General features: G+C 36.8%; 15 protein-coding genes, 2 tRNA genes and 1 pseudogene. 6 read left to right on the forward strand and 12 right to left on the reverse strand.

The features are described from left to right. The first annotated feature begins 201 nt into the window (after positions 1 to 201). A complete protein-coding gene (gene gyrA / locus Q4500_RS13260) occupies positions 202 to 2,760 on the forward strand; it encodes a DNA gyrase subunit A (protein WP_303600126.1) in 2,559 nt (852 codons plus the stop codon). Between the two features lie 40 nt (positions 2,761 to 2,800). After that, positions 2,801 to 4,063 (forward strand): tetratricopeptide repeat protein, encoded by a 1,263-nt coding sequence (locus Q4500_RS13265; RefSeq protein ID WP_303600127.1) that lies wholly within the window; start codon positions 2,801 to 2,803, stop codon positions 4,061 to 4,063. A 47-nt stretch (positions 4,064 to 4,110) separates the two neighbouring features. Here the strand turns inward: Q4500_RS13265 and Q4500_RS13270 are convergent, their stop codons facing one another. Together Q4500_RS13270 and Q4500_RS13275 are read right to left on the reverse strand one after the other, a co-directional pair. Then, on the reverse strand, positions 4,111 to 4,863 hold the full coding sequence (locus Q4500_RS13270) for an NlpC/P60 family protein (protein WP_303600128.1): 753 nt from the start codon (positions 4,861 to 4,863) through the stop codon (positions 4,111 to 4,113). 17 nt (positions 4,864 to 4,880) lie between these two features. Next, a complete protein-coding gene (locus Q4500_RS13275) occupies positions 4,881 to 6,056 on the reverse strand; it encodes an acetyl-CoA C-acyltransferase (protein ID WP_303600129.1) in 1,176 nt (391 codons plus the stop codon). Between the two features lie 121 nt (positions 6,057 to 6,177). Between Q4500_RS13275 and Q4500_RS13280 the strand changes: the two genes are divergently transcribed. From Q4500_RS13280 to Q4500_RS13295, 4 genes are all read left to right on the forward strand, one after another. Continuing rightward, entirely contained in the window at positions 6,178 to 8,214 is a 2,037-nt protein-coding gene (locus Q4500_RS13280) for an HD family phosphohydrolase (RefSeq protein WP_303600130.1), read from the forward strand. A gap of 111 nt (positions 8,215 to 8,325) precedes the next feature. After that, positions 8,326 to 8,414: transfer RNA gene (locus Q4500_RS13285), tRNA-Ser, on the forward strand. 39 nt (positions 8,415 to 8,453) lie between these two features. Further along, positions 8,454 to 8,528 (forward strand) — tRNA-Pro (locus tag Q4500_RS13290). Between the two features lie 216 nt (positions 8,529 to 8,744). Further along, on the forward strand, positions 8,745 to 9,245 hold the full coding sequence (locus Q4500_RS13295) for a phage integrase SAM-like domain-containing protein (protein WP_303600131.1): 501 nt from the start codon (positions 8,745 to 8,747) through the stop codon (positions 9,243 to 9,245). A 15-nt stretch (positions 9,246 to 9,260) separates the two neighbouring features. On the opposite strand, the pseudogene Q4500_RS13300 reads toward Q4500_RS13295, so the two are convergent. The 10 genes and pseudogenes from Q4500_RS13300 to Q4500_RS13345 form a co-directional block, all read right to left on the reverse strand. Beyond that, positions 9,261 to 9,470: pseudogene (locus Q4500_RS13300) on the reverse strand (patatin-like phospholipase family protein); the annotation flags it as partial. Positions 9,471 to 9,570: 100 nt separating this feature from the next. Next, a complete protein-coding gene (locus Q4500_RS13305; RefSeq protein WP_303600133.1) occupies positions 9,571 to 10,722 on the reverse strand; it encodes a BamA/TamA family outer membrane protein in 1,152 nt (383 codons plus the stop codon). Positions 10,723 to 10,849: 127 nt separating this feature from the next. Beyond that, the gene (locus tag Q4500_RS13310) at positions 10,850 to 11,848 is read right to left on the reverse strand and encodes a BamA/TamA family outer membrane protein (RefSeq protein ID WP_303600134.1); all 999 of its coding nucleotides are present in this window, start codon (positions 11,846 to 11,848) and stop codon (positions 10,850 to 10,852) included. Between the two features lie 253 nt (positions 11,849 to 12,101). After that, entirely contained in the window at positions 12,102 to 13,082 is a 981-nt protein-coding gene (locus tag Q4500_RS13315) for a hypothetical protein (RefSeq protein ID WP_303600135.1), read from the reverse strand. A 52-nt stretch (positions 13,083 to 13,134) separates the two neighbouring features. Further along, positions 13,135 to 15,081 carry a hypothetical protein gene (locus Q4500_RS13320; protein ID WP_303600136.1) on the reverse strand — a complete coding sequence of 649 codons (1,947 nt, stop codon included), beginning with the start codon at positions 15,079 to 15,081 and terminating at the stop codon, positions 13,135 to 13,137. A gap of 18 nt (positions 15,082 to 15,099) precedes the next feature. Then, positions 15,100 to 16,422 carry a DcaP family trimeric outer membrane transporter gene (locus Q4500_RS13325; protein WP_303600137.1) on the reverse strand — a complete coding sequence of 441 codons (1,323 nt, stop codon included), beginning with the start codon at positions 16,420 to 16,422 and terminating at the stop codon, positions 15,100 to 15,102. Positions 16,423 to 16,432: 10 nt separating this feature from the next. Beyond that, on the reverse strand, positions 16,433 to 17,695 hold the full coding sequence (locus Q4500_RS13330) for a threonine/serine exporter ThrE family protein (protein WP_303600138.1): 1,263 nt from the start codon (positions 17,693 to 17,695) through the stop codon (positions 16,433 to 16,435). Between the two features lie 50 nt (positions 17,696 to 17,745). Then, positions 17,746 to 19,014: a serine hydrolase gene (locus Q4500_RS13335; RefSeq protein WP_303600139.1), complete on the reverse strand. Its 1,269-nt coding sequence runs from the start codon at positions 19,012 to 19,014 to the stop codon at positions 17,746 to 17,748. A 40-nt stretch (positions 19,015 to 19,054) separates the two neighbouring features. Continuing rightward, complete coding sequence (locus Q4500_RS13340) at positions 19,055 to 20,407, reverse strand: serine hydrolase (protein WP_303600140.1); 1,353 nt, start codon at positions 20,405 to 20,407, stop codon at positions 19,055 to 19,057. 38 nt (positions 20,408 to 20,445) lie between these two features. Then, positions 20,446 to 21,360, reverse strand: coding sequence for a hypothetical protein (locus Q4500_RS13345; RefSeq protein ID WP_303600141.1), 915 nt, complete (start codon positions 21,358 to 21,360; stop codon positions 20,446 to 20,448). Between the last annotated feature and the right edge of the window lie 14 nt (positions 21,361 to 21,374).

A 21,374-nucleotide genomic window follows, 5' to 3' on the forward strand; every position in this document is an offset into this window, starting at 1 on the left:
ACCTATAATCGTTAAAGTTATTGTAAAACCCATTAAATGCGGCTTTAATAGTGCTTAAATACTGATTTAAACTAAAAATTAACATAACTATGCCAAGTGTTAATAAAATTTGATATAATTAAAACGACTTAGTCTTTAAACGCTTAGGATTTAAGTATATTGGCATGCTTTTTTACTAATTAAAAAACATAAGATTTTAAGATGGCTGACGGTGAAAAATTGATTCCCATTAACATTGAAGACGAAATGAAATCTGCTTACATTGATTACTCAATGTCGGTCATTGTGTCACGAGCCCTGCCAGATGTCAGGGATGGATTAAAACCCGTGCACAGAAGAGTTCTTTTTGGAATGCATGAATTAGGGGTTAGAAGTAATAGCTCGCATAAAAAATCTGCCCGTATTGTGGGTGAGGTTCTTGGTAAGTATCACCCGCATGGTGATACTTCTGTATATGATGCCATGGTTCGTATGGCGCAAGAATGGAGTCTACGATATATGCTTGTAGATGGTCAAGGTAACTTTGGTTCTGTTGATGGTGATAGTCCTGCAGCGATGCGTTATACGGAAGCCCGTATGCGTAAGATTGCAGATGATATGCTTATCGATATTGAAAAGGAAACTGTAGATTATCAATTGAATTTTGATGATTCTTTGAAAGAGCCTACTGTTCTACCTACTAGAGTTCCTGCTTTATTGGTTAATGGAGCATCTGGTATTGCTGTAGGTATGGCTACCAATATGCCTCCACATAATTTAGCGGAAGTTATAGATGGTACTGTTGCTTATATTGATAATAACGACATTGAGATAGATGAGTTGATTACGCATATTAAAGCGCCAGATTTTCCGACGGGAGGTATTATTTATGGCTATGATGGTGTAAAAGAAGCTTTTCATACAGGAAGAGGGCGTGTAAAAATGCGTGCTAAAGCAACTTTTGAAGAAGTTCAGGGTCGTGAATGTATCGTTGTTACGGAAATACCTTATCAGGTCAACAAGGCCGACATGATCAAGAAAACTGCGGATCTTGTTAACGACAAAAAATTGGAGGGTATATCCAATATTAGAGATGAATCTGACCGTAACGGTATGCGTATAGTCTACATCTTAAAAAGAGATGCTATACCTAATATCGTTTTAAATATGCTGTTCAAGTATACGGCATTACAAACTTCATTTAGTGTTAATAACATTGCCTTGGTGAAAGGAAGGCCTCAGTTATTGAATGTGAAGGAAATGATTCATTATTTCGTTGAGCATAGACATGAAGTTGTAGTTAGGCGTACACAGTTTGAATTAAAGAAAGCTGAAGATCGAGCACATATATTAGAAGGTTTAATTATTGCTTCTGATAATATTGATGAGGTAATTGTGATAATAAGAGCTTCGAATAATGCTGATGAGGCCAGAGCAAACTTAATTGAGCGCTTTAAATTAAGTGAAATTCAAGCTAAGGCAATTGTAGAAATGCGATTGCGTCAACTTACCGGTTTAGAGCAAGATAAGCTTAGAACCGAGTATGATGAGATAATGCTTCTTATTGCTGATTTAAAAGATATTCTTGAGAAAAAGGAGCGAAGAATGCAAATCATAAAAGATGAGCTTCTTGAGATTAAAGATAAATATGGTGACGAGAGAAGATCTGTTATAAATATTGCAGGTGGTGATCTTAGTATGGAAGATATGATACCAGATGAGCAAGTTGTTATTACAATTTCGCATGCCGGTTATATCAAAAGAACTCCGTTGACAGAATACAAAACACAAAATAGAGGTGGTGTTGGTCAAAAAGCATCATCCACAAGAAATGAAGATTTCTTAGAACATTTGTTCGTTGGTACCAACCATCAATATATGTTGTTCTTTACACAAAAAGGAAAATGTTTCTGGATGCGTGTATTTGAAATACCGGAAGGAAGTAGAACATCTAAAGGTAGGGCAATACAGAATCTTATAAATATTGAACAAGGTGATAGTGTAAAAGCATTCATTTGTACGCAAGATTTAAAAGATGAAGAGTATATCAATGCGCATTATGTTATTATGGCAACTAAGAAAGGTGTTGTTAAGAAAACATCTTTAGAGCAATACTCTAGACCACGTCAAAATGGTATAAATGCCATTACCGTTCGTGATGGTGATGAATTGTTAGAAGCTAAATTAACTACTGGTTCAAGTGAGATTTTCTTAGGACTTAAATCTGGTAAGGCCATTCGTTTTGAAGAGAGTAAGACGAGACCAATGGGTAGAAATGCCTCTGGTGTGCGTGGTATTACTTTGGCTAATGATGACGATGAGGTGATTGGAATGGTGTCGGTACATAATTTTGAAGATGAAATATTGGTTGTTTCTGAAAAGGGTTATGGAAAACGTTCAAGCATTGAAGATTATAGAGTTACCAATAGAGGTGGTAAAGGAGTTAAGACTATTAGTGTAACAGATAAAACTGGTGGGCTTGTAGCTATTAAAAACGTTACTGATTCTGATGATTTAATGATTATCAATAAATCTGGAATTGCAATACGAATGAGCGTAGAAGATTTACGTGTAATGGGTAGAGCAACACAAGGTGTTAGATTGATAAATATTAAAGGTAATGACTCTATTGCAGCAGTTGCAAAAGTGATGAAGGATGAAGATGATTTAGAAGAAGCGGAAATACTTGATATAGAGGTAGATGCCGATAATGGCACGGAGATTGATAATTCTGAACCCGAAGAAGGTACAGAGACTGATAATTCTGAAACTGAAGATTAAGTATCAAAAAATTTAAACACTAATAATTAATATATTAAAGATGAAAAATAGATTATTACTTGTAGCGGCCCTATCATTTACAATGATTGGTTTTGCTCAAAAAAATGAAATAAAAGCTGCTGAAAAGGCTTTAAAGTCAGGTGATGCCGCAACGGCGCAAACTGCTCTTGAGGCTGCATCTGGAACTATTGCTGCTGCAGATGAGAAGACGCAAGCACAATATTATTTCACTAGAGGTAAAATTTATAGTGATTTGGCTAAAAAAGGAAATAATGATGCATTTGAAAAATCTGCAACTTCTTTCAAAAAGGTTATAGAATTAGAAGAAGCTTCTGGTAAGCAAAAATATACTGCTGAAACAAACCAATACATGGCATCTTTAACGGCTGACCTTGTGAACTCTGCTGTTAGTGATAATAGTAATAGTAAGTTTAAAGAAGCTGCTGAAAAGTTGTATATGAGCTACACACTTAGTCCAAAAGATACTTCTTATTTATACTACGCAGCAGGTAGTGCTGTAAACGGTGGTCATTATGAAATGGCTTTAGATTACTATGATAAACTACAAGAGGTAGGTTATGATGGTAGTGCTGTAGTGTACAAAGCTACTAATGCAGCTTCTGGTGAGGTTGAAGAAATGGATAAGGTTCAACGTGATCTTATGGTGAAATCAGGTACGTATTCAAACCCAGTAGATGAGAAAACGCCATCTAAAAAAGCTGAGATTGTTAAGAATACTGCGTTAATCTATACACAGTTAGGTCAAGATGAAAAAGCTTTAGAGGCTTACCAAGCAGCTAGAGAAAATGATCCAGAAGATGTAAATCTTATTCTAAATGAAGCAAACTTATATTTCAAGCAAGGAAATAAGGATAAGTTTAAAGAATTAATGGCTCAAGCGATCGCTTTGGCTCCAGATAATCCAGATTTACATTATAATGTTGGTGTAATAAGCATGGAGCAAGATAATTATGCAGATGCACGAGTATCTTATAAAAAAGCTATTGAAATTGATCCTAAGTATACTAATGCATATTTAAATCTTTCTACGACATATGTTAATGAAGGTAATGCATTAATCGATGAAATGAATTCATTAGGTAACTCTAGAGCTGATATTGCAAAATATGATGAGCTTAAAGAGAAGAAAGATGGTTTGTTTAAGCAAGGTGCTGATGTTTTAGAAGATGCGTTGAAAAACAATCCTGAAAGTGAAAATATCATGACTCAGCTTAAGAATATCTATGGAGCAATGGGTGATACTGAAAACTTCACGAAAATGAAGAAGATGTTAGGTGAGTAATTACAAACCCAACAATAAATTAAAAGGCCCTTATTAAGGGCCTTTTTTTATACTACTTTTTTAATAACTCGTAGTTGATGTGTGTATGTTCTAAGGTCATTATTGAAAATTCCTGTGTGGTCTAAGCGGTCAACCCTAACTTTTCCGTTTACATGAATAACATAGTTGTTTTCCATAATAATGCCAACATGATTAATTTCGCCATTGGCATTGTCAAAAAAGGCTAAATCACCAGCCTCACTTTCTTCTACAAAACTTAGGGCTATACCCTGTGTAGATTGTTCTTGTGCAGTTCGTAAAATGTTATATCCATTAATTTTATAGACCATTTGAGCGAATCCGGCACTATCGATGCCAAAAGGTGATTTTCCTCCTCTCAATTCGGGAGAATTTAAATAGAGTAATGAAGTTTTAACTAAATTCTCTTTAGGTTGTGGTTCACTTAAAAGTTTGCCTTCAAAATTAACAGACAGCGACGGAGTGTTGGCAATACAAGATCCTATAAGAATAGGGGTAAGTAATTGATTGGCATCTTCAACATATGATATTAACTCAGTAACATAGCTCTTATTTTTATGTGCCTGAATGTCATTAAACTCATCCTCAGGTATAAAAAACAGTTGGCTATTCATTATCCAGCCTTCACACTTATCAAAAATGGTTTTTATTCTAGACCAATTTTTTCGGCATTCCAAAATTTTAAAGTGCTCCCCAAATAGAAGTTGTGTAACTAATTCAGCTACTTCATCTGGCGTACTTCTAACAGGAATAATGCTTAACTGACAAATACCGTATTGCATGCAATTTTTTTATCCGCTTAAACCTTTTCAATAATTATTGCTGAAGCACCACCGCCACCATTACAAATTGCAGCTGCGCCAAGTTTAGCATCATTTTGCTCCAATACGTTTAGTAATGTTATTAAAATACGTGCGCCAGAACATCCTAAAGGGTGTCCTAAAGAAACAGCTCCACCATTTACATTGACATTTTTGTCATCTAAGCCTAATATCTTCATATTGGCAAGACCAACTACAGAAAATGCCTCGTTAAATTCGAAGAAATCAATTTCTTCCAATTTTAAATTAGCTTTTGATAGAGCCTTCGGTAATGCTTTTGCTGGGGCTGTAGTAAACCATTCAGGTTCATGAGCTGCATCAGCATAGCTTTTTATAACTGCTAATGGTTTTAGGTTTAGCTCTTCGGCCTTTTCTCTACTCATTAAAACTAATGCCGCGGCACCGTCGTTAATGGTTGAGGCATTTGCAGCAGTAACTGTTCCCTCTTTTGAAAATGCAGGTCTTAAATTTGGAATCTTATCAATAAAGACATTACTGAATTCTTCATCTTTGGTAACCATTTTAGGTTCTCCACGTCTTTGTGGTACTGCCACAGGAATAATTTCGTTGTCAAATTTTCCATTTTCCCAAGCATCGGCAGATCTCTTGTAAGACTGAATAGCATAGGCATCTTGATCTTCTCTGCTAAATTCATATTCAGTAGCACATGCATCAGCACAAACACCCATGGCGTTTTCATCATATGCATCGACTAAACCATCTTTTTGCATTCCATCCACGAAAGTAGTAGGTCCAAACTTAGTACCTGTTCTCAGATGCACATAATGAGGTATTAAGCTCATATTTTCCATGCCGCCTGCAACAACAACATCTGCATCACCTAACGCAATTGCTTGCGCACCTTGCATTACCGCTTTCATACCTGAGGCACAAACTTTATTTATGGTTGTACAGGGTACGGTGTTTGGTATACCTGCAAATATAGCAGCTTGTCGCGCAGGTGCTTGACCTGTGCCAGCTTGCACTACATTACCCATTATAACTTCATCTACTAATGTAGATGAAAGATTGATTTTTTTTAATGCGCCTTCAATAGCAATTGCTCCTAATTTTGGAGCTGGAACTGTTGATAATCCGCCCATGAAACTTCCTATTGGAGTTCTTACGGCTGATACGATAACGACTTCTTTCATGTTTTTTGTTATTTGATTACACGAAATTACTAAATTCTGTAGCAACCCACGGGATATCGTTTCAATTACTAGTTATCAGTTTATAATTTTCTATTTTTGAAGAACCTAATACAATTTTCTTTTGGATAATCTTTACAAACAGCAATCGCTCATTTTCAAATATATACTCTATGTTGTGGCAGTTGCATTTATTGTGTTTTTCTTGCCAAAGGGTGGGAAATTTAAATATGAATTTCAGAAAGGGAAGCCTTGGCAATTTGAAAATCTATATGCCCCTTTTGATTTTTCTATTCAGAAAACTGATGCTGAAATAGCAAAAGAAAAACAAGTAATTGAAAGTAATCAATTACCATATTACAGATATGATCAGGCTGAGGTAGCTAAAGTTTCAGCAGAATTTGAGCAAAAGTTCGAAGATAAATGGGGAGGAACCGCACTTGGAGAAAATCAGAAAGCAAGATTAAAATATTTTTCAAAAGTAGTATTAGACTCCGTTTATGCTAAGGGAATTTTGCAAAACAATGGTAAGCAGGTTCAACGCAGTTTTATTTATTTAGTAAAGGATAATGAGGCAAGAAAAGTAAGGGTTTCAGATTTTTTTAGGGTAAATGAGATTAATAAATTGGCACGTAAAGTACTCGCTGATAATAACTTATCGGCATTTGAGAAAGATACGCAAGCATTGTTTTTCGATATTATAGCTCCTAATGTAAGTTTTGACAATAATCTCACTCAAAAAGCTAGAAATGAGGCGTTATCCAAATTATCATATACAAGAGGCACGGTTGATCAAGGGCGATTAATAATCGCTAAAGGTGAAGTTGTCGAAGCTGAAAATTTAAAGGTATTAGAGTCGTTAAAGTCTGAATATGAGTCTGAATTATGGACGGCTAGTAACTATTACTACATATTAATAGGTTACACCGTTCTTGTTGCTTTGGTACTTATTATGCTGTTCTTGTTTTTGAAAAAATACAGAAGAACGGTATATGATAACAATGTCAAAGTAACCTTTATCTTTTTCAATATTCTGTTGATGGTTTTTATAACCACCATGGTTATAAAATATAATGACCAATTAGTATTTGTGGTTCCGTTGTGTATTCTTCCATTAATTCTGAAAACGTTTTTTGATGCTAGACTGGGCTTATTCGTGCATGTACTGACTATTTTAATTTTGGGTTTTGTAGTGCCCAACAGTTTTGAATATATATTCTTGCAGATAATTACAGGTATAGTAACCATACTTACTGTATCTGAGCTGTATAAAAGAGCAAATCTTTTTGTGAGTGTAGGTCAGATAACACTTATTTATATTATTGGGTATTTAGCTTTTCATACGATACATGAAGGCGATTTAAGTGATATTGAGTGGTATACTTTAGGGCTTTTTCTTTTGAACGGAATGATTACTCTTTTTGTGCAGCCGCTAATCTATATTTATGAAAAACTCTTTGGTCTAGTGTCAGATGTGTCGCTATTGGAGTTGTCAGATACCAATTCTAAGCTTTTAAAAGAATTATCTAATAAGGCTCCGGGAACTTTTCATCATTCGTTACAAGTCGCCAATTTGGCTGAAGCAGCTGCTAATGAAATTGGGGCGAATGCCATGTTGGTTAGAGTAGGGGCTTTGTATCATGATATTGGTAAAATGAACGAACCGACTTATTTTACCGAAAATCAGGTCACCAATGTAAATCCGCATGACGAGCTGAGTCCTAAAGACAGTGCACGTATTATTATTGATCATGTAATTAAGGGGATTGAGATAGCGAGAAAGAATAATTTACCTGACCGCATTATAGATTTTATACGTTCGCATCATGGTACAACTTTGGTATTTTATTTTTACAAAAAGCAAAAAGAATTAGAAGAAGATGTAAATGAAGAAGATTTTAGATATCCAGGTCCGTTGCCATTTTCTAAAGAAACAGCAATTTTAATGATGGCAGATTCTGTAGAAGCGGCATCAAAAAGTTTAAAAAATCCAACTTTTTTAATTATCGATGAGTTTGTTGATAAGATAATATCGGGTCAAATGAAGGCAAATCAATTTTTGAATGCAGATATTACATTCAAAGAAATTGAAAAAATCAAGAAAATCTTCAAACAAAAGCTAATAAATATTTATCATTTGCGTGTGGAATATCCTGAGTAACAGGTAGGTAATTTTTTGTTGAAAAAAAACATCAAAAATAGTTGCGTAAAACGAGTTATACTTATACATTTGCATCCGCTATTTAGAGCAACAGTTCATTGAAGAATTACTGGAGAGGTGCCTGAGTGGCCGAAAGGAACGGTTTGCTAAATCGTCGTAGGTGGAAACACTTACCCAGGGTTCGAATCCCTGTCTCTCCGCAACAATGTGTTGAGAGACATATTTTTTGATAACCAATTCGGGGTGTAGCGTAGCCCGGTTATCGCGCCTCGTTTGGGACGAGGAGGTCGCAGGTTCGAATCCTGCCACCCCGACAAACCTAGTTTCAGGTTTATACAAAACACTGTTAATCGCATGATTTTCAGTGTTTTTCATTTTATATGATATCATTTGAATTCAAATAAAATCAAATAAAAGGTGTGCAATTCGGTGAACAGGTGTTCTAAAGAAATGTCGTAATTTTAAAGAGCTTTTAAGAACAATTTGACTTTTGTCTTTGCAAAACATTTGTTTAACTAAAGTCAATAAAAATGCAGACAAACAGCACATTTTCTATTATTTTCTTCACCAGAAAATCTCGCACTAACCCAAGTAAGTTATTAATTTACGCACGCATCACAGTTAATGGCAATCGCACAGAAATCAGCCTAAAAAGGTGTGTAAATGTTCAGGAATGGAATTCTTTCAAGAATAGGGGAAGAGGAAGCTCTTCAAAAATTCAAATTTTAAATAGATATTTAGACTATGTATATGGCAAACTACTAGATTGTCATAAACAATTGTTAGAAGAGTTTAAAATAGTATCAAGCCACTCTATTAAAGCACGTTACTTAGGCGAAGATGACCATCAGAAAACATTGAAAGAGTTAATAGCCTATCATAATACCAATATGGATTCTGTATTGAAACCAGGTACAATGAAAAATTACTATACCACCGAAAAGTATTTGAATAGGTTTTTATCAGAAAAATTAAAGACCAATGATATTTACCTCAAACAATTGAATTATCGTTTTATCACAGCTTTGTAGCTATGTAGGTATAACGCCAACCACACTTCCCATACTTGTTCCAACTATAATGTCTGGAACAATATGTAGAGAATCCAAAGCCTGCAGAACAGGAATATGTGCCACTCCCTTTGCCCCACCTCCACTTAAAACGAGTGCTATTTTAGGCTTCTTGTTTTGTGCGATTAAAATTGAGGTCACACCAAGATTTATTACTAATAAAATTAAAGTGATAATTTTTTTCATACACGCTTAATAACTTTGAATTGCGTGAGAATTAGCCTAGATTGTATTCAAAAGCATAAAAATGACTTTTTTTTCACATAGTTAAATTCCCTATCCTAACTTACCAAGATGTCCCAAAGACAATATAGAAGGCAAAATCTTTACCATTCCCCCATGCAAAGTCAGTTCCCATATTGACACCTAATTGTCTTGCTAATCTATAGCGAAATCCTGTTCCTATATTGTAAACCCAGTCTTCAGAACCAAAGGCGTTAAAATCCGAAAAAGCCTTACCTGTCCCACCAAAAGCGGTAAGCCACCATCTGTTGTATATATTGTAACTCCATTCTGTTTCTGTTACTAAAGTGGTGTCATTTTGATATCTCATGGAGGCTATTCCTCGCAAATCTATAAATGGGTAAGCGTAGAAAGGCGCATCACCAAACAAAAAACTACCCTGAAAACGATATTTGGAATGTAATTTATCCGTTAAGGGTAAATACCAGAAAAAATCAGTAGTCATAGTACTGAAATTATCATCTGAACCTAACCATGTAGCACTATAATTTAGACCTATTTCTGCCATAATTCCTTTTGTTGGGGTAAAAGTATTATTACGACTATCATAGGTAGCTATAGGCTTTATGGAGCTAATTATAGAGTTAGTGTTTAGTCTTTCTAAAATTAAATTTAGCAATGGTCTATTTGGTATCTCTTCAAACGAAACCGCCGAATTTAAATAGGTATAGGCACCTCCTACATATAATTTCGAGTTGCCAATTCTCACTTGGGCTTTTTGATAAAAAAGCCAGGAGTCTAAATTAATACCGATAGGGTTTTTGGCTAAAATTTCACTATTATTCCCGTAGTAATTGATTTTAAGATTTGGTTTTATAACTGCTGTTAAAGTGCGGACCCTATTTTCTCCAAAGGTATGTGCATGAAAGGCACCGGCCCCCCATGTTTTATTCTCCGTATATAGTCCAACCACTCCTGAAACATCGGGTGCCACATAGGTTTTATATTTTTTTTTGCGTTTATGAAAATACAGTACAGCTAAACCTGCACCATACCCCACAGCAGGTTCGGTAATAGGAATAATTATCGGTAGAACCCCATTATGCTCTAAAAGAAAAGAACTCACGTCAAAAGCTCCATCCACTGGGTCACGGAAGCTTATTTTTTTTTTGGTTGGTATGGTGTCCTGTTGCCCGCTAATTATATGAGAGCAGAACAACAAACAATTCCACATTAAAATTATACTAAGTTTCATACCTCAATTCTATTTATTGTTACAATTACCTTCCAAAAGATTCACCAATTCTAAAATAGACTCCCCAATCGTCTTTTCCAAGGGCGGCATCTAGTCCAATATTAATGCGCATTTTTTCTATAGCCATTTATCTTATTCCAAGACCTCCACCTGGTAAAAATGGAGCTCTGTTAAGATCCGAAAGTGTCTCAACAGCAGTAGCCATACCAAAAAATCCTACCATACCAAATTTATTTTTAAAACGATGGCGATATTCTGCTTGCAACGCATAGACTTGATTGTCTCGGTAACGCCCTTCTGTATAGCCTCTAATGTCATCCTGGCCTACTACATTCTGTCCTTGAAAAGGCACATCTCCTGTTGCTATTGCGGTATGAAATCTGGTGGCAATAATATCTCTAGATGATTTAATAGGAATAAAGTGATTATAAGTGAAATTATAAGATTCAAATTTGTCATCACTGCCAATCCAATCGCGATAAAAATTATTTCTAAAAGTTATATTATATCCGCTATAGGGATTTATTTGATTATCGCGCTTACCATAATTAAGAGTATATCCAGCAGAGTTCATACTTCTCTGGTTTGTTAATAAACTGGGTGGAATAAATTCAGGAAGGTCAAAAACGGTTTTAGAATTAGAATAAATACCTAATAACCCAAAATAGAGTTTCCCTATTATTTTGCGCTCTACTTTAAGCATAGCAAAATTAGCTTGGGTGTTGTAGCCAATAAAACCACCAGTTCCAAAAACTGGGATTTCTTGAAAGTATTGGTAATTGATATTGCCAGATCCTACTGCTGCAAGAATTCTCCAACGGTCTTTATTGATATATAAGCGCTGAAATAACGTCCCAAACCAGTTGCCATTAGTTGTATACATGGCAAAAATACCAGAAGAAGATACTGGCGATATGCTGTCTTTTTTACTTATTTTATAAAAAGCCTGTCCCATTGCTCCTAGACTAAATCCGGTAGCATTACTATAATTAACCACAGGAACACCCGCAAAATTTACTTTTTTCTGGGGTTTTGATTCTTCCTGGGCATTGCTGAAGGAACCAATCAAACCTAGAAAAAGCAGGACAAAAATATTATAAATGGAATGCAAGTGCTGTTTCAACATTTGATATCTTAAAATGTTTTAAAAAAATTAAATCTTTTATGTCGTATTGGTTTTATCAATGCTAACACCATAACTTAAATTTAAGGATTGTCTTGCGACTATAGCCCAAGCCTATATAGTTGTGAACTATACATCTGCTTAAAAATTTATAAAACCCCCAAATATTGCACTTCGTTTTTAATGTTCTACGGGTAGAAGCTAATTAAAAAAAAGAATGGTCGTAATTCCTATTACAGGCAGATATAGTTTGTTTTTATAATGTCAATCCACTAAGCCAATTTTTTCCTTTAAATCCAAAACGATAGCCTAGACCAAAAACTAATTGACTTCTACTTCCAAAACTGTAAATACTGGTTAACGTATAACGTTTGTTATATTGAAAATTAATACCAACATTCATACTCCAAGGCGATATAAATCTTTTATTAAACTTATAATAAAGATTCGTTGACTCTCCGCTAGAGAGATAATCGGAAAGCCCGCTGTATAGGGGATCCAAAACTTCTTGTTCCCTATCGGTCAGATCATCATACCAGCCATTTAATTGGCCAAGAGCCTTTTCCTTATCGGAAGAACTGATCAATTCTAATTTACCACTGCCCTCGCTATTAATGCCTAAATATTGTGCTCCTACTAGCAGTGCCAAGTTTCTTTCGGGTTTTCTAAAATGGAACAAATATCCTGTTCTAGCATTAAAAACAAGTGATCTGTTGGCCTGATCCAAGTTTTTCATTTTAGTCCATACCATGGTAAAATCGGTTGATACTATCATTGGACCAACGGCACCTGCCAAAACGGTCCCCCAACCATAGGCCTGACCAGTATTTCTTTTGGTGTTGAATTCCAATTCTAAAGGAAGGCCCAGTTTTACAGTAGTTTTTGCGTTTACGCTTCCTGCTATGCCATACACATTTAAAAAAGGTAATAACCAAAAATCGTAACGTGCCGTATAAGCGTTTACGTCTGAACTAATACTTCTAAAACGTGCAATACCATCAATGGGAATAAGCCCATCTTCTTCAAAACCAACAAAGGCATCACTTAATAGGAGATCTTGTTTAGAAAAGGCATAGTTAAATGAAATCCCGTTAGGATAAGGAATATCAAAGCCCAATTCTCTTATTTTTTTGCCCATGATGGGCAAATGCCATTCATAGGGTGTTCGCTTTAAACTATCTGTATAGGCTTCCATCCTATCAGAAATAGAGAGATTAGTCACCTGCCCGTAAAGCATCGTTGTGGACACTAGTAGAAATAGAGAACTGATTATAAATTTATGAATGTTTTTAGTCATGGCTCAATATTATTGATATTTCTTCAAAATTGTTCGCAATTAATACATTATCCCAAGAAGACTTATAAATCAAAAAGGAGATGATGGCTGATACCCGTTCTTCGGTAATTACATCCTCAAAGACACCAGCGTCAACTATGGCATTGATAAGATTTTGCGCTACTTCTTCAACATTAGTATCCTGAATAGATTGGAGTATGGGTAAAATAGCTTGCGCAATAGCTTCTTCAGTAACATTTTCTTTAATGATATCTAGATTAACAATTAGCTCTGCCAAATAACTAGCAACTACCTCTGCATTGTTAAGAATGATTTCTTCTAACAAAGGAGTAATTAGATTCTGAATTGCTTCCGGAGTGACATTATCAGAAATAAAATTATTTAACGCTATAGCAATACTTAATGCCGTAGCCTCGGGGTCTAAATTATCTAGAATTGGACTTAATAGATCTCTAATTTGCTCATAAAGCACTTGCGAAATATCACCTTCAAGACTTAAAAGCCATTGGGTGAGGGTAGTACCAGCTGTTTCAGGGTTTATAGTCTGTAAAAATTGAAGTGCTGCAATAAATGTGTTATTAAGATTCTGCGTGTTTAAAAATTGACTTATAATTAGATTGGCAACATCGTCTGCCGCTTGATCTGGACCGGTAATGGCTATAACAGGTTTAATTGCAATATAGGCCAACCTAATGGTATTTTGCATACTAACATAGTCTGGTTCTATATTGAGATCTGGAAATTCTGCATTAAGAGTATTTACCAAGTTTTCTATAGCATCTGTCGTCTGGGTTGCCAGTGCTCCCATTTGCAAAATAGACGTGTCATCTATGAGCTCTGTAAATGGCAAAATTAAGTTGGAAATACTCTCTTCATTGACAAATAAGTCTTCTATCACTGTGGTCAGGACACCTGCTATCTCAGCTATTTGTGCCTCATCTAATTCTGTAAATTGTGTCCACGCATTTACTAATATGGGTTGTATATTATCCTCATTAAATACGTCAAAAAACAAATCTACCACCAAGGTGGCTATTGCTTCGGAAACTTGGTCAGAATTTGTTGCAATTTGCTCAATGTACGGTAATATTAGATTGTTGATCTGCTCTTCAGAAAGTTGTTCATTTATACTATCTACAACGGCTGTTGCAATAGCTTCAGATACTGCCTGAATATCTATATTGGTGATCCCTTCGAGTTGATTCAGAATTAAAATAGTTAATTCTTGTTGCCAATCAACTTGCTCTAGTGCTTCTCTAATATCGGCAGCCAACAAAGCAGCTAGTTGATCAGGATCAATGTCATTTATAAACTCTAATTGCCCCGATATGGCATCCACAACAACATCGTTAATCAAATTTTGTAGCGCTTCATTGTTGAATAGTAGACCTGCAATTAGATCCCCAATTTTATTAGGTTTTTGGTTAGCAACTTGATCAAGAAGTTTCTCATTTATTTTTCTAATAACACTTTCAGCCGTTTCCGCAGTTGCAATTAAAGACAACTCTTTAGTATTATTATCATAAATATAATTATAATTCAAACTCTGTTCTGAGGAGATCCTAATTGTTCTTTCATTAAACACAAAGTAAGTGCCTATTTGTTCCTCTAATAAAAGATCAATTTGGCCATTTCTAGTTATAATAGTTCTATCGTCCTTAAATTCTACTTCGTATTCCCGCATGTCCGAAGCATCTAAGACCATATCATCTAGATCGTAAATACCTGCACCCAACATGGTATTCGTTGCATTGAAAAATAGGGGTGGAGGAATATCTTCATTCTTTACCTCGATTTTAAGTTGTTCAAGATTCCATGTGTTTGTCGTCAATATCTCGTTGGTGTCATCGACCGCTTTTATAACGCTATCTTCGGGTTTTTCGCAAGAAAACAATATCCCTAGCGCTATGAGTCCTAAACATATATTTGTATTTTTCATTCTTCTTTTAATACATTATTAAAACAAATATTTAATCATAAACTGTAATCGGTTTCCAATACCAGAGCTTGCATCTCCATTGACACGTTCTAGCCTCATATACTCAATGCCGACATTTACCTTTTTATAAGGTGACCAAATCAAATTGATATGCCCGGAGGAACCACTTTCTATTTTAGTCTCATCTCTAAATTGAGAGGAGTCTAGGGAATAATAATTTATATTGAAATTACTAACGAGTTTTGGTGAGATATTTAGTGCAATCCCTGTCCCTAGATTCCATGCTGGCATGGTTTCAAGTTTACCCTCGTTATTAAGTACGGCTGAGGATTGGGTACCTATAGTAGACACAATCTGACTACCCCACCCTTGGCCATAAGACGCCATCCATCTAAACCAATGTTTCTTGGACCCAAAATATTCACGCCCACTAAAGCTAAATCCCCAACCAACAGCTGTGGAATTTGAGATATCTCCCTCGCCATCCCAGCGCAGTTGAAACAAAGATGCCCCAAGAAATAAGCGACCACCTGATTTCGTTGATTTCGTTATTTTACCTGCTAAAAGTGGTAGAGCCTGACTCGCTTGCCCCTCAAAATCACGGCCATCAACACCTGGGAATTCTAACATTTCTAGAGCCAAACCATATTTAAATTTTTCTCCTAACTTATCTTCAAATCTAACTTGTGCTCGGCGCGTGCCGGTAAGTGCATCACCAGCTGCAAAATCTATTGTCATAGGTATCGCAAATAAATCGGATTGTGTGCCCCATGTCCTCCCTATTAATAGACGTCCTAAGACACCATAAAAATGTCGTAACCGCGGACTTTGATTAAAAGCGCCTCTGTCTAAATTATAAAAATCAACCTCAACAAATAGACGTAAAGGCATACCGGATTCTGTAAGACTTCTAAAATCAACATTAAATCGCGATTCCCGGGCATGCATGTTCATATAACCACTTTGATCTGGTCTGCCATCACCTTCAACAGGCACATTTTGAATCTCATATTGAAACCGGTCGTAGCCACCATCAAAGTCTTGTAGGTAATCTAACTTCACATACCCACCAAAAGCAATGCGCGACTTTGAACCAAACAGTGGCATAGATTGAGGGAAATCAGCATCTATCAAATCTTGGCCCATATAGTTCATCATATTATCTCTAAAGTCATCTATTCTGTCTTCAGCTATACTATCTTTAACCTTGGTGTCTTGAGCAATGACCAATTGTGAAATAATTAAAAATATACCTAAAATGTATTTCATGCCTTTTCTATTTTTTTGAGAGTCGAATATTTTAATGGTAAAATAATAATCTTCTATGTTGATATGTTTCATTCTAATATATTTATAAACTTTGTGTTGGACGAACGAAAGTGTAGCCTATTAATATTCCTGCAAGAATAGTCATAGCCACTACGAACATCTGAAAAAACTGCTGCATACCTACATTTATGTCGCCTTGCGCCATAGCAGCTATTCCGCGAAAGCCTATCGTACCACTTACCAACATCACAATAGCAGGAATAAGCACAATTGAGGTTGGTCGACCTGTTTTTCGGGCCCAGATGTTAGCAACTATCACAGCAATAATGGTTCCCAATAAATTACCAAGATTAGTATCCAAAAGTGTACTTCCTGCAAGGACTCCTAAATACGCCAAGCCGGAAACAAGTACAGCCCACGGTAAATCTCGACGAGATGTTTGAAATGCCAAACTTAAGCCGATAAGAAGTAACGGAAAAAGTAAAAGCAACCACAATGGGTTGACAGGTGTGGCAGGTTCTGTATTTACAATAGAAACTAATAGACTTGCAATTCCAACCCCTATGGCAGCGCCTGCAATTTGCTTAAAAAGTGTTATCAAGCCATTTATCAAATTTGACATGCCCGATAAGACGTGCTGTGCAACTAATTCCCCTGCACCAAGACTAATAGAATACCCTGGAAGGATAATCGCAACAGCAGATAGTATCACCAAAACAAGGTTAAGGTCGGGTACCCAATATTTAAGGAGGGTAGCTAAAAAACCAATAATCAATGCAGTGGTCAATGGCATCCACATCATAGCGGTACGACCTATACGTGCCGATAATAGTACCAAACCATAAACCAGAATACTAAATAAAGTAGCAACCAGAGTATCGGTCCAACCGGCCCCTAAAAGCGGTGCCAGGCCTAGCCCAGTTAAGGCGTAACCAAGCATACTCGCAAACTTTCCCCATGGTGGCGGAGCCTTATCGATGGCATCAATACGGGTATAAGCATCAGTCATAGACAGTTTCCCTGTTTCTATCTCCTTTAGCAAATCACCAAGCCTTGCCAACTTGTCCAAATCAATATTTGAAGGTGCTGTTGTAATAATCTCTAAGCGCTGCTGCGCATCAGGGGTTTCACGCAAGGCAAAGGTAATAGTCACTGGAGTTGCTTTAAATACGCCTTCATAACTCATTCTATTTGCAAGACTGGTTAAGAAAGACTCGAGTCGGTTAGACGTTGAACCATATTTATGTGCTGCTACACCAACCTTTAAAATAAGGTGCCACGCCTCGTCAAAGGGGACCTTTAACGAGGTAGCACACACATTAAAATCTTTTACTAGATTCTTCATCTCACTTATAACAACTTCCTTATTATTGAATTTCGATTAGTTCTAATCAATTATTTGCCAGCCAGCAATTTTGCTGCTGTACGCAAATAACCAGGAGAATGATCTGTACCAGATACCGATTCATCATTGGTTGCCAATCCGAAATAACACCCACAGAAATCACGAGCAGGATCTACATAAATACCTTGCCCCATATTACCGTGTTTGAACATGGCACCATCCTCGAATGAATGATCCCATTGAGCGGTATTCATATAAGGTACCTCACCAAACCAACGTGTGCCGTAAGCTTCTTCGGTAGATTTATGATAGGCCTCAGGATCACCAAGGGTTTGGGTACGTTTTATTACTTTATCTGAAATTACTTTTTCCTTCGCCACTTTATTCCAGCTTGGGGTATAAAGCAAAGCGTAACGCAACATATCTTCTGGTGTGGTGTTAATCATCCCTGCTGGAATGGGTGTTCCATCTGGCGCTAAACCTAGAACAAATGGGTTACGCGCACCCACTTTTGACCAAACGCGTTCTTTCCATAATGCTTCCCATGGCTTTTGTGTGATGTTTTGCGCAATCAGCACAAGTGCCATAGTAATGGCTGATGAATACCTAAAACGATCACCGGGCTTTTCACCTTCCAGTGGTTTAGCTTCTTTAAGTAATTGTTGCCAATCCCCTTTTGCATCAAATATCGCACTAAAAAAGTGCGAAATCACAGTTTCTGGATTCACCAAGTTTTCAAATGTTTCTTCCATGTCGAGACCGGCCGCCATGTTCATCGCATTCTTTACAGTGATATGATCCCATGCGCTCCCTTTTAAATCGGGTACATACGCAGATACCATTTTATCAAAATCAAGTTTTCCTTCTTCCCAGAGAAAGGTGAGCATTAAACTGGCGGTTGTTTTGGAAGCCGACATCCAAACGTGCAAGTCAGAAGGATTCATGCCTGGATAGGTTTCGAAAACCACTTTACCTTTGTGCGCCATCATCATGGCCTGCACTTGCTTTGGTCCTTTTAGGTACTCCTCAAGCGTTGGGTTGGCACTGCCATCAACGTTATTAAAACTTATGTCTAATAACTCTGGTTGCAGATCCCTTTCGAGAATACTAGTTACAGCTGGGGGCATCACTATGCGCGTTTTGAAAAACGATGCAATATTTAAGTTGTAATACACCGACTCATCATTCCCTGTTTGCCAGTTGGGAAAGTTGTAATTCTGTGTAGCTTTATTTACAAAATCGAGCGGCTGTGGTTGTTTCCATTTTGACATGCGCGACTCCAAGTTGAGCATATCGTTAATTCTTTCTTCTTTAGTCATTTTATTGTGACTTTAATATTAAAAATATTTTCTATAAATTTTATTCTCCAGCTAAATATTTGGCCGCACGTCTTAAGTAGCCCGGCATTTTGTCTTCACCGTAAGGTGGAATATATCCATTCGTTGAAAAGTAAACACCAACAAAATCACGGGCTGGATCTATGTATATCCCCTGGCCTATATTCCCGTGTTTCCATAAAGCGCCATCCTTAAACACAGCATCAAATTGGTAGGAGTTCATCCATGGTTCTTCTCCAAAATCCTCAATCTCTCCTTTGTATTTAGCTCCAGCAACAAAGGCATCTCGTTTACCAGCCGTTTGCAATCTTTTTAATACTTCTGCGCTAACCACAGGCGCTACTGCCGCTTTGTCCCAACTTGGGGTAAACAGCATTCCAAATCGCGCAAAATCTTCCAAGGTGGTGGATAACAGACCATGAGCTACCGAGGTGCCATCAGGTGTAAGGTGATGTTGCATGGGTAAACGGGCAGTCATTTTTCCCCAAACTCGATCTTCAAAAAGTTTTGCCCAGGTTTTATTCTCAATTCGCTCTGCGATTACCACAAATATTTGCGTAACGGCAGAAGAATACCGGAAACGTTCCCCCGGTTTTTCGTCATCCACTTTCTCAGCTTCTTTTAAAATAGCCAGCCAGTCATCAACTTGACCGGTTGCAGGATTTGGAGAGCCAAATTCAGCACTGAAAAATTTCACAATAATGGACTCTGGGTCAATAATGGCATCCATTGTTTCTTCCAATTGCAACGCGGTAGCCATGTTCGCGGCATCAATCATTTTAATGCCATCCCAATTTGAGCCTTTAAATTCTGGAAGGTAATGCACAACTTCTTTTTCCATGTCAATCTTACCTTCGGCTTCCAATTGAGCAATAACCAAACCAACAGTTGCTTTACCTGGTGACATCCAGGCATGTACATCGGTAGGATTCATGCCAGGGTAAGTTTCATAAACGATTTTGCCTTTGTGAATCATCATAATGCCTTGTATGCGATGATTGGGATGGACCGAATATTCATTCATAGACATTTCCCCTTCCTTTGGGGTAAATTTTACTTCATCTCCAAGTTTTTTGTTAATGGCTTTCTCTAACGGCACATAATTTTCATTGGGTTTAGATGTTGCCGTGTGCAATACTTCACTGAGGTGAAGATTATAGTACAAGGCATGGTCACCGCCTAATTGGTAGTGAAAATTCCCAAACTTGGCTTGTGCATCTTGTGCAAATTCCAAAGAGAACGGCTTTTTAGCTACGCTAACCGGTAGGGTTGTTGTTGCGCCAGGAACTTCTAAATATTTGGCTAACGGATTTTCTTGTGCTGAGACAGATACTAAAGTCATAAAAGCGAGCATCGATAAAACTAATTTTTTCATTTTTTAAATTTTAATTTATAATTCAATTTGATACAATTCTACCAAGGTAATGGAACAACTGGGGATATTGTAAAACGTATTTGATGTTGTGGACCAAAATTTTCTGGTGAGGCTACATAATACCAATACTGCAAACCTATTTTTACAGGTAACTTACCAAATTTCGTCACCTTATTAAAACCACCACCAATAGGTAGTGTTAATTTATTTCCTTTTGCCGCTTTGTGGTTATATGAATATGTTGGTTGGCCTGTGATTTGCCAGCCGTTTGTTAAATTAACAGTATAAAAATATTGCCCGGAAGTAATACTTGCAGATTCGCCTCCTTCTGAAGCAAGAAATACATCGTTACCCAATATAGAAACAGTACCAGCAGTAGCGGCGTCAATATTATTCACACTCCATCCGTGAGTTACCAATAGTCCAAGTACACCCCATTTAGTGATTTGTGCAACGGCAATTTCAGGACCTAGTAAGGTATAAGGCGATCGTAAGGCCTCATTACTTGCCGTACGAAAACTACCAAATACACCAATTACTCCAATTGTTTTTGATGGAAATGTTTTTCCGATAGCTACATCGGCGCTGATATTCCCTAGACCGAATCCCTGATTCTCAAACCCATTTGCCCCAAATGTTGGTTGCGTAAAAGTAAGGGGGATATTGGGCCTTACAAAAAGATTCGTTGTCTTATTTAATGGTACCGGAAGGACAGGTTGAAAACTTAGGGCAAAGCTATTTTGGCTTCCCGCATCAGGCAAATCTCCCTGATAATTTATATAATCGAAATTGAAGTTCATACTACCTAAAGTGGTGTTGGGATTTGCCAGTTCTTTCGCAATATCTGCTGCAGAGGTTTCTTTTTCGCCTTCATCCTGTGCTGATAAAACGTTTACGCTAAAGACTAATACTCCGGTTAGCAACGTGTACTTAATTGTTCTGAATATTTTCATTTGTTTAATTTTTA

The sequence above is a fragment of the Maribacter sp. 1_MG-2023 genome, assembly GCF_030547005.1.
Classification (GTDB): domain Bacteria; phylum Bacteroidota; class Bacteroidia; order Flavobacteriales; family Flavobacteriaceae; genus Maribacter.

Excerpts from the sequence above, each read along its gene's own strand:
- Q4500_RS13295 (WP_303600131.1), top strand. The coding sequence starts at position 8,745 with ATGCAGACAAACAGCACATTTTCTATTATTTTCTTCACCAGAAAATCT.
- Q4500_RS13340 (WP_303600140.1), bottom strand. The coding sequence starts at position 20,407 with ATGAAAAAATTAGTTTTATCGATGCTCGCTTTTATGACTTTAGTATCT.
- Q4500_RS13330 (WP_303600138.1), bottom strand. The coding sequence starts at position 17,695 with ATGAAGAATCTAGTAAAAGATTTTAATGTGTGTGCTACCTCGTTAAAG.
- Q4500_RS13305 (WP_303600133.1), bottom strand. The coding sequence starts at position 10,722 with ATGAAACTTAGTATAATTTTAATGTGGAATTGTTTGTTGTTCTGCTCT.
- Q4500_RS13335 (WP_303600139.1), bottom strand. The coding sequence starts at position 19,014 with ATGACTAAAGAAGAAAGAATTAACGATATGCTCAACTTGGAGTCGCGC.
- Q4500_RS13265 (WP_303600127.1), top strand. The coding sequence starts at position 2,801 with ATGAAAAATAGATTATTACTTGTAGCGGCCCTATCATTTACAATGATT.
- Q4500_RS13325 (WP_303600137.1), bottom strand. The coding sequence starts at position 16,422 with ATGAAACATATCAACATAGAAGATTATTATTTTACCATTAAAATATTC.
- Q4500_RS13320 (WP_303600136.1), bottom strand. The coding sequence starts at position 15,081 with ATGAAAAATACAAATATATGTTTAGGACTCATAGCGCTAGGGATATTG.
- Q4500_RS13345 (WP_303600141.1), bottom strand. The coding sequence starts at position 21,360 with ATGAAAATATTCAGAACAATTAAGTACACGTTGCTAACCGGAGTATTA.
- Q4500_RS13270 (WP_303600128.1), bottom strand. The coding sequence starts at position 4,863 with ATGCAATACGGTATTTGTCAGTTAAGCATTATTCCTGTTAGAAGTACG.
- Q4500_RS13310 (WP_303600134.1), bottom strand. The coding sequence starts at position 11,848 with ATGTTGAAACAGCACTTGCATTCCATTTATAATATTTTTGTCCTGCTT.
- Q4500_RS13315 (WP_303600135.1), bottom strand. The coding sequence starts at position 13,082 with ATGCTTTACGGGCAGGTGACTAATCTCTCTATTTCTGATAGGATGGAA.
- Q4500_RS13275 (WP_303600129.1), bottom strand. The coding sequence starts at position 6,056 with ATGAAAGAAGTCGTTATCGTATCAGCCGTAAGAACTCCAATAGGAAGT.
- gyrA (WP_303600126.1), top strand. The coding sequence starts at position 202 with ATGGCTGACGGTGAAAAATTGATTCCCATTAACATTGAAGACGAAATG.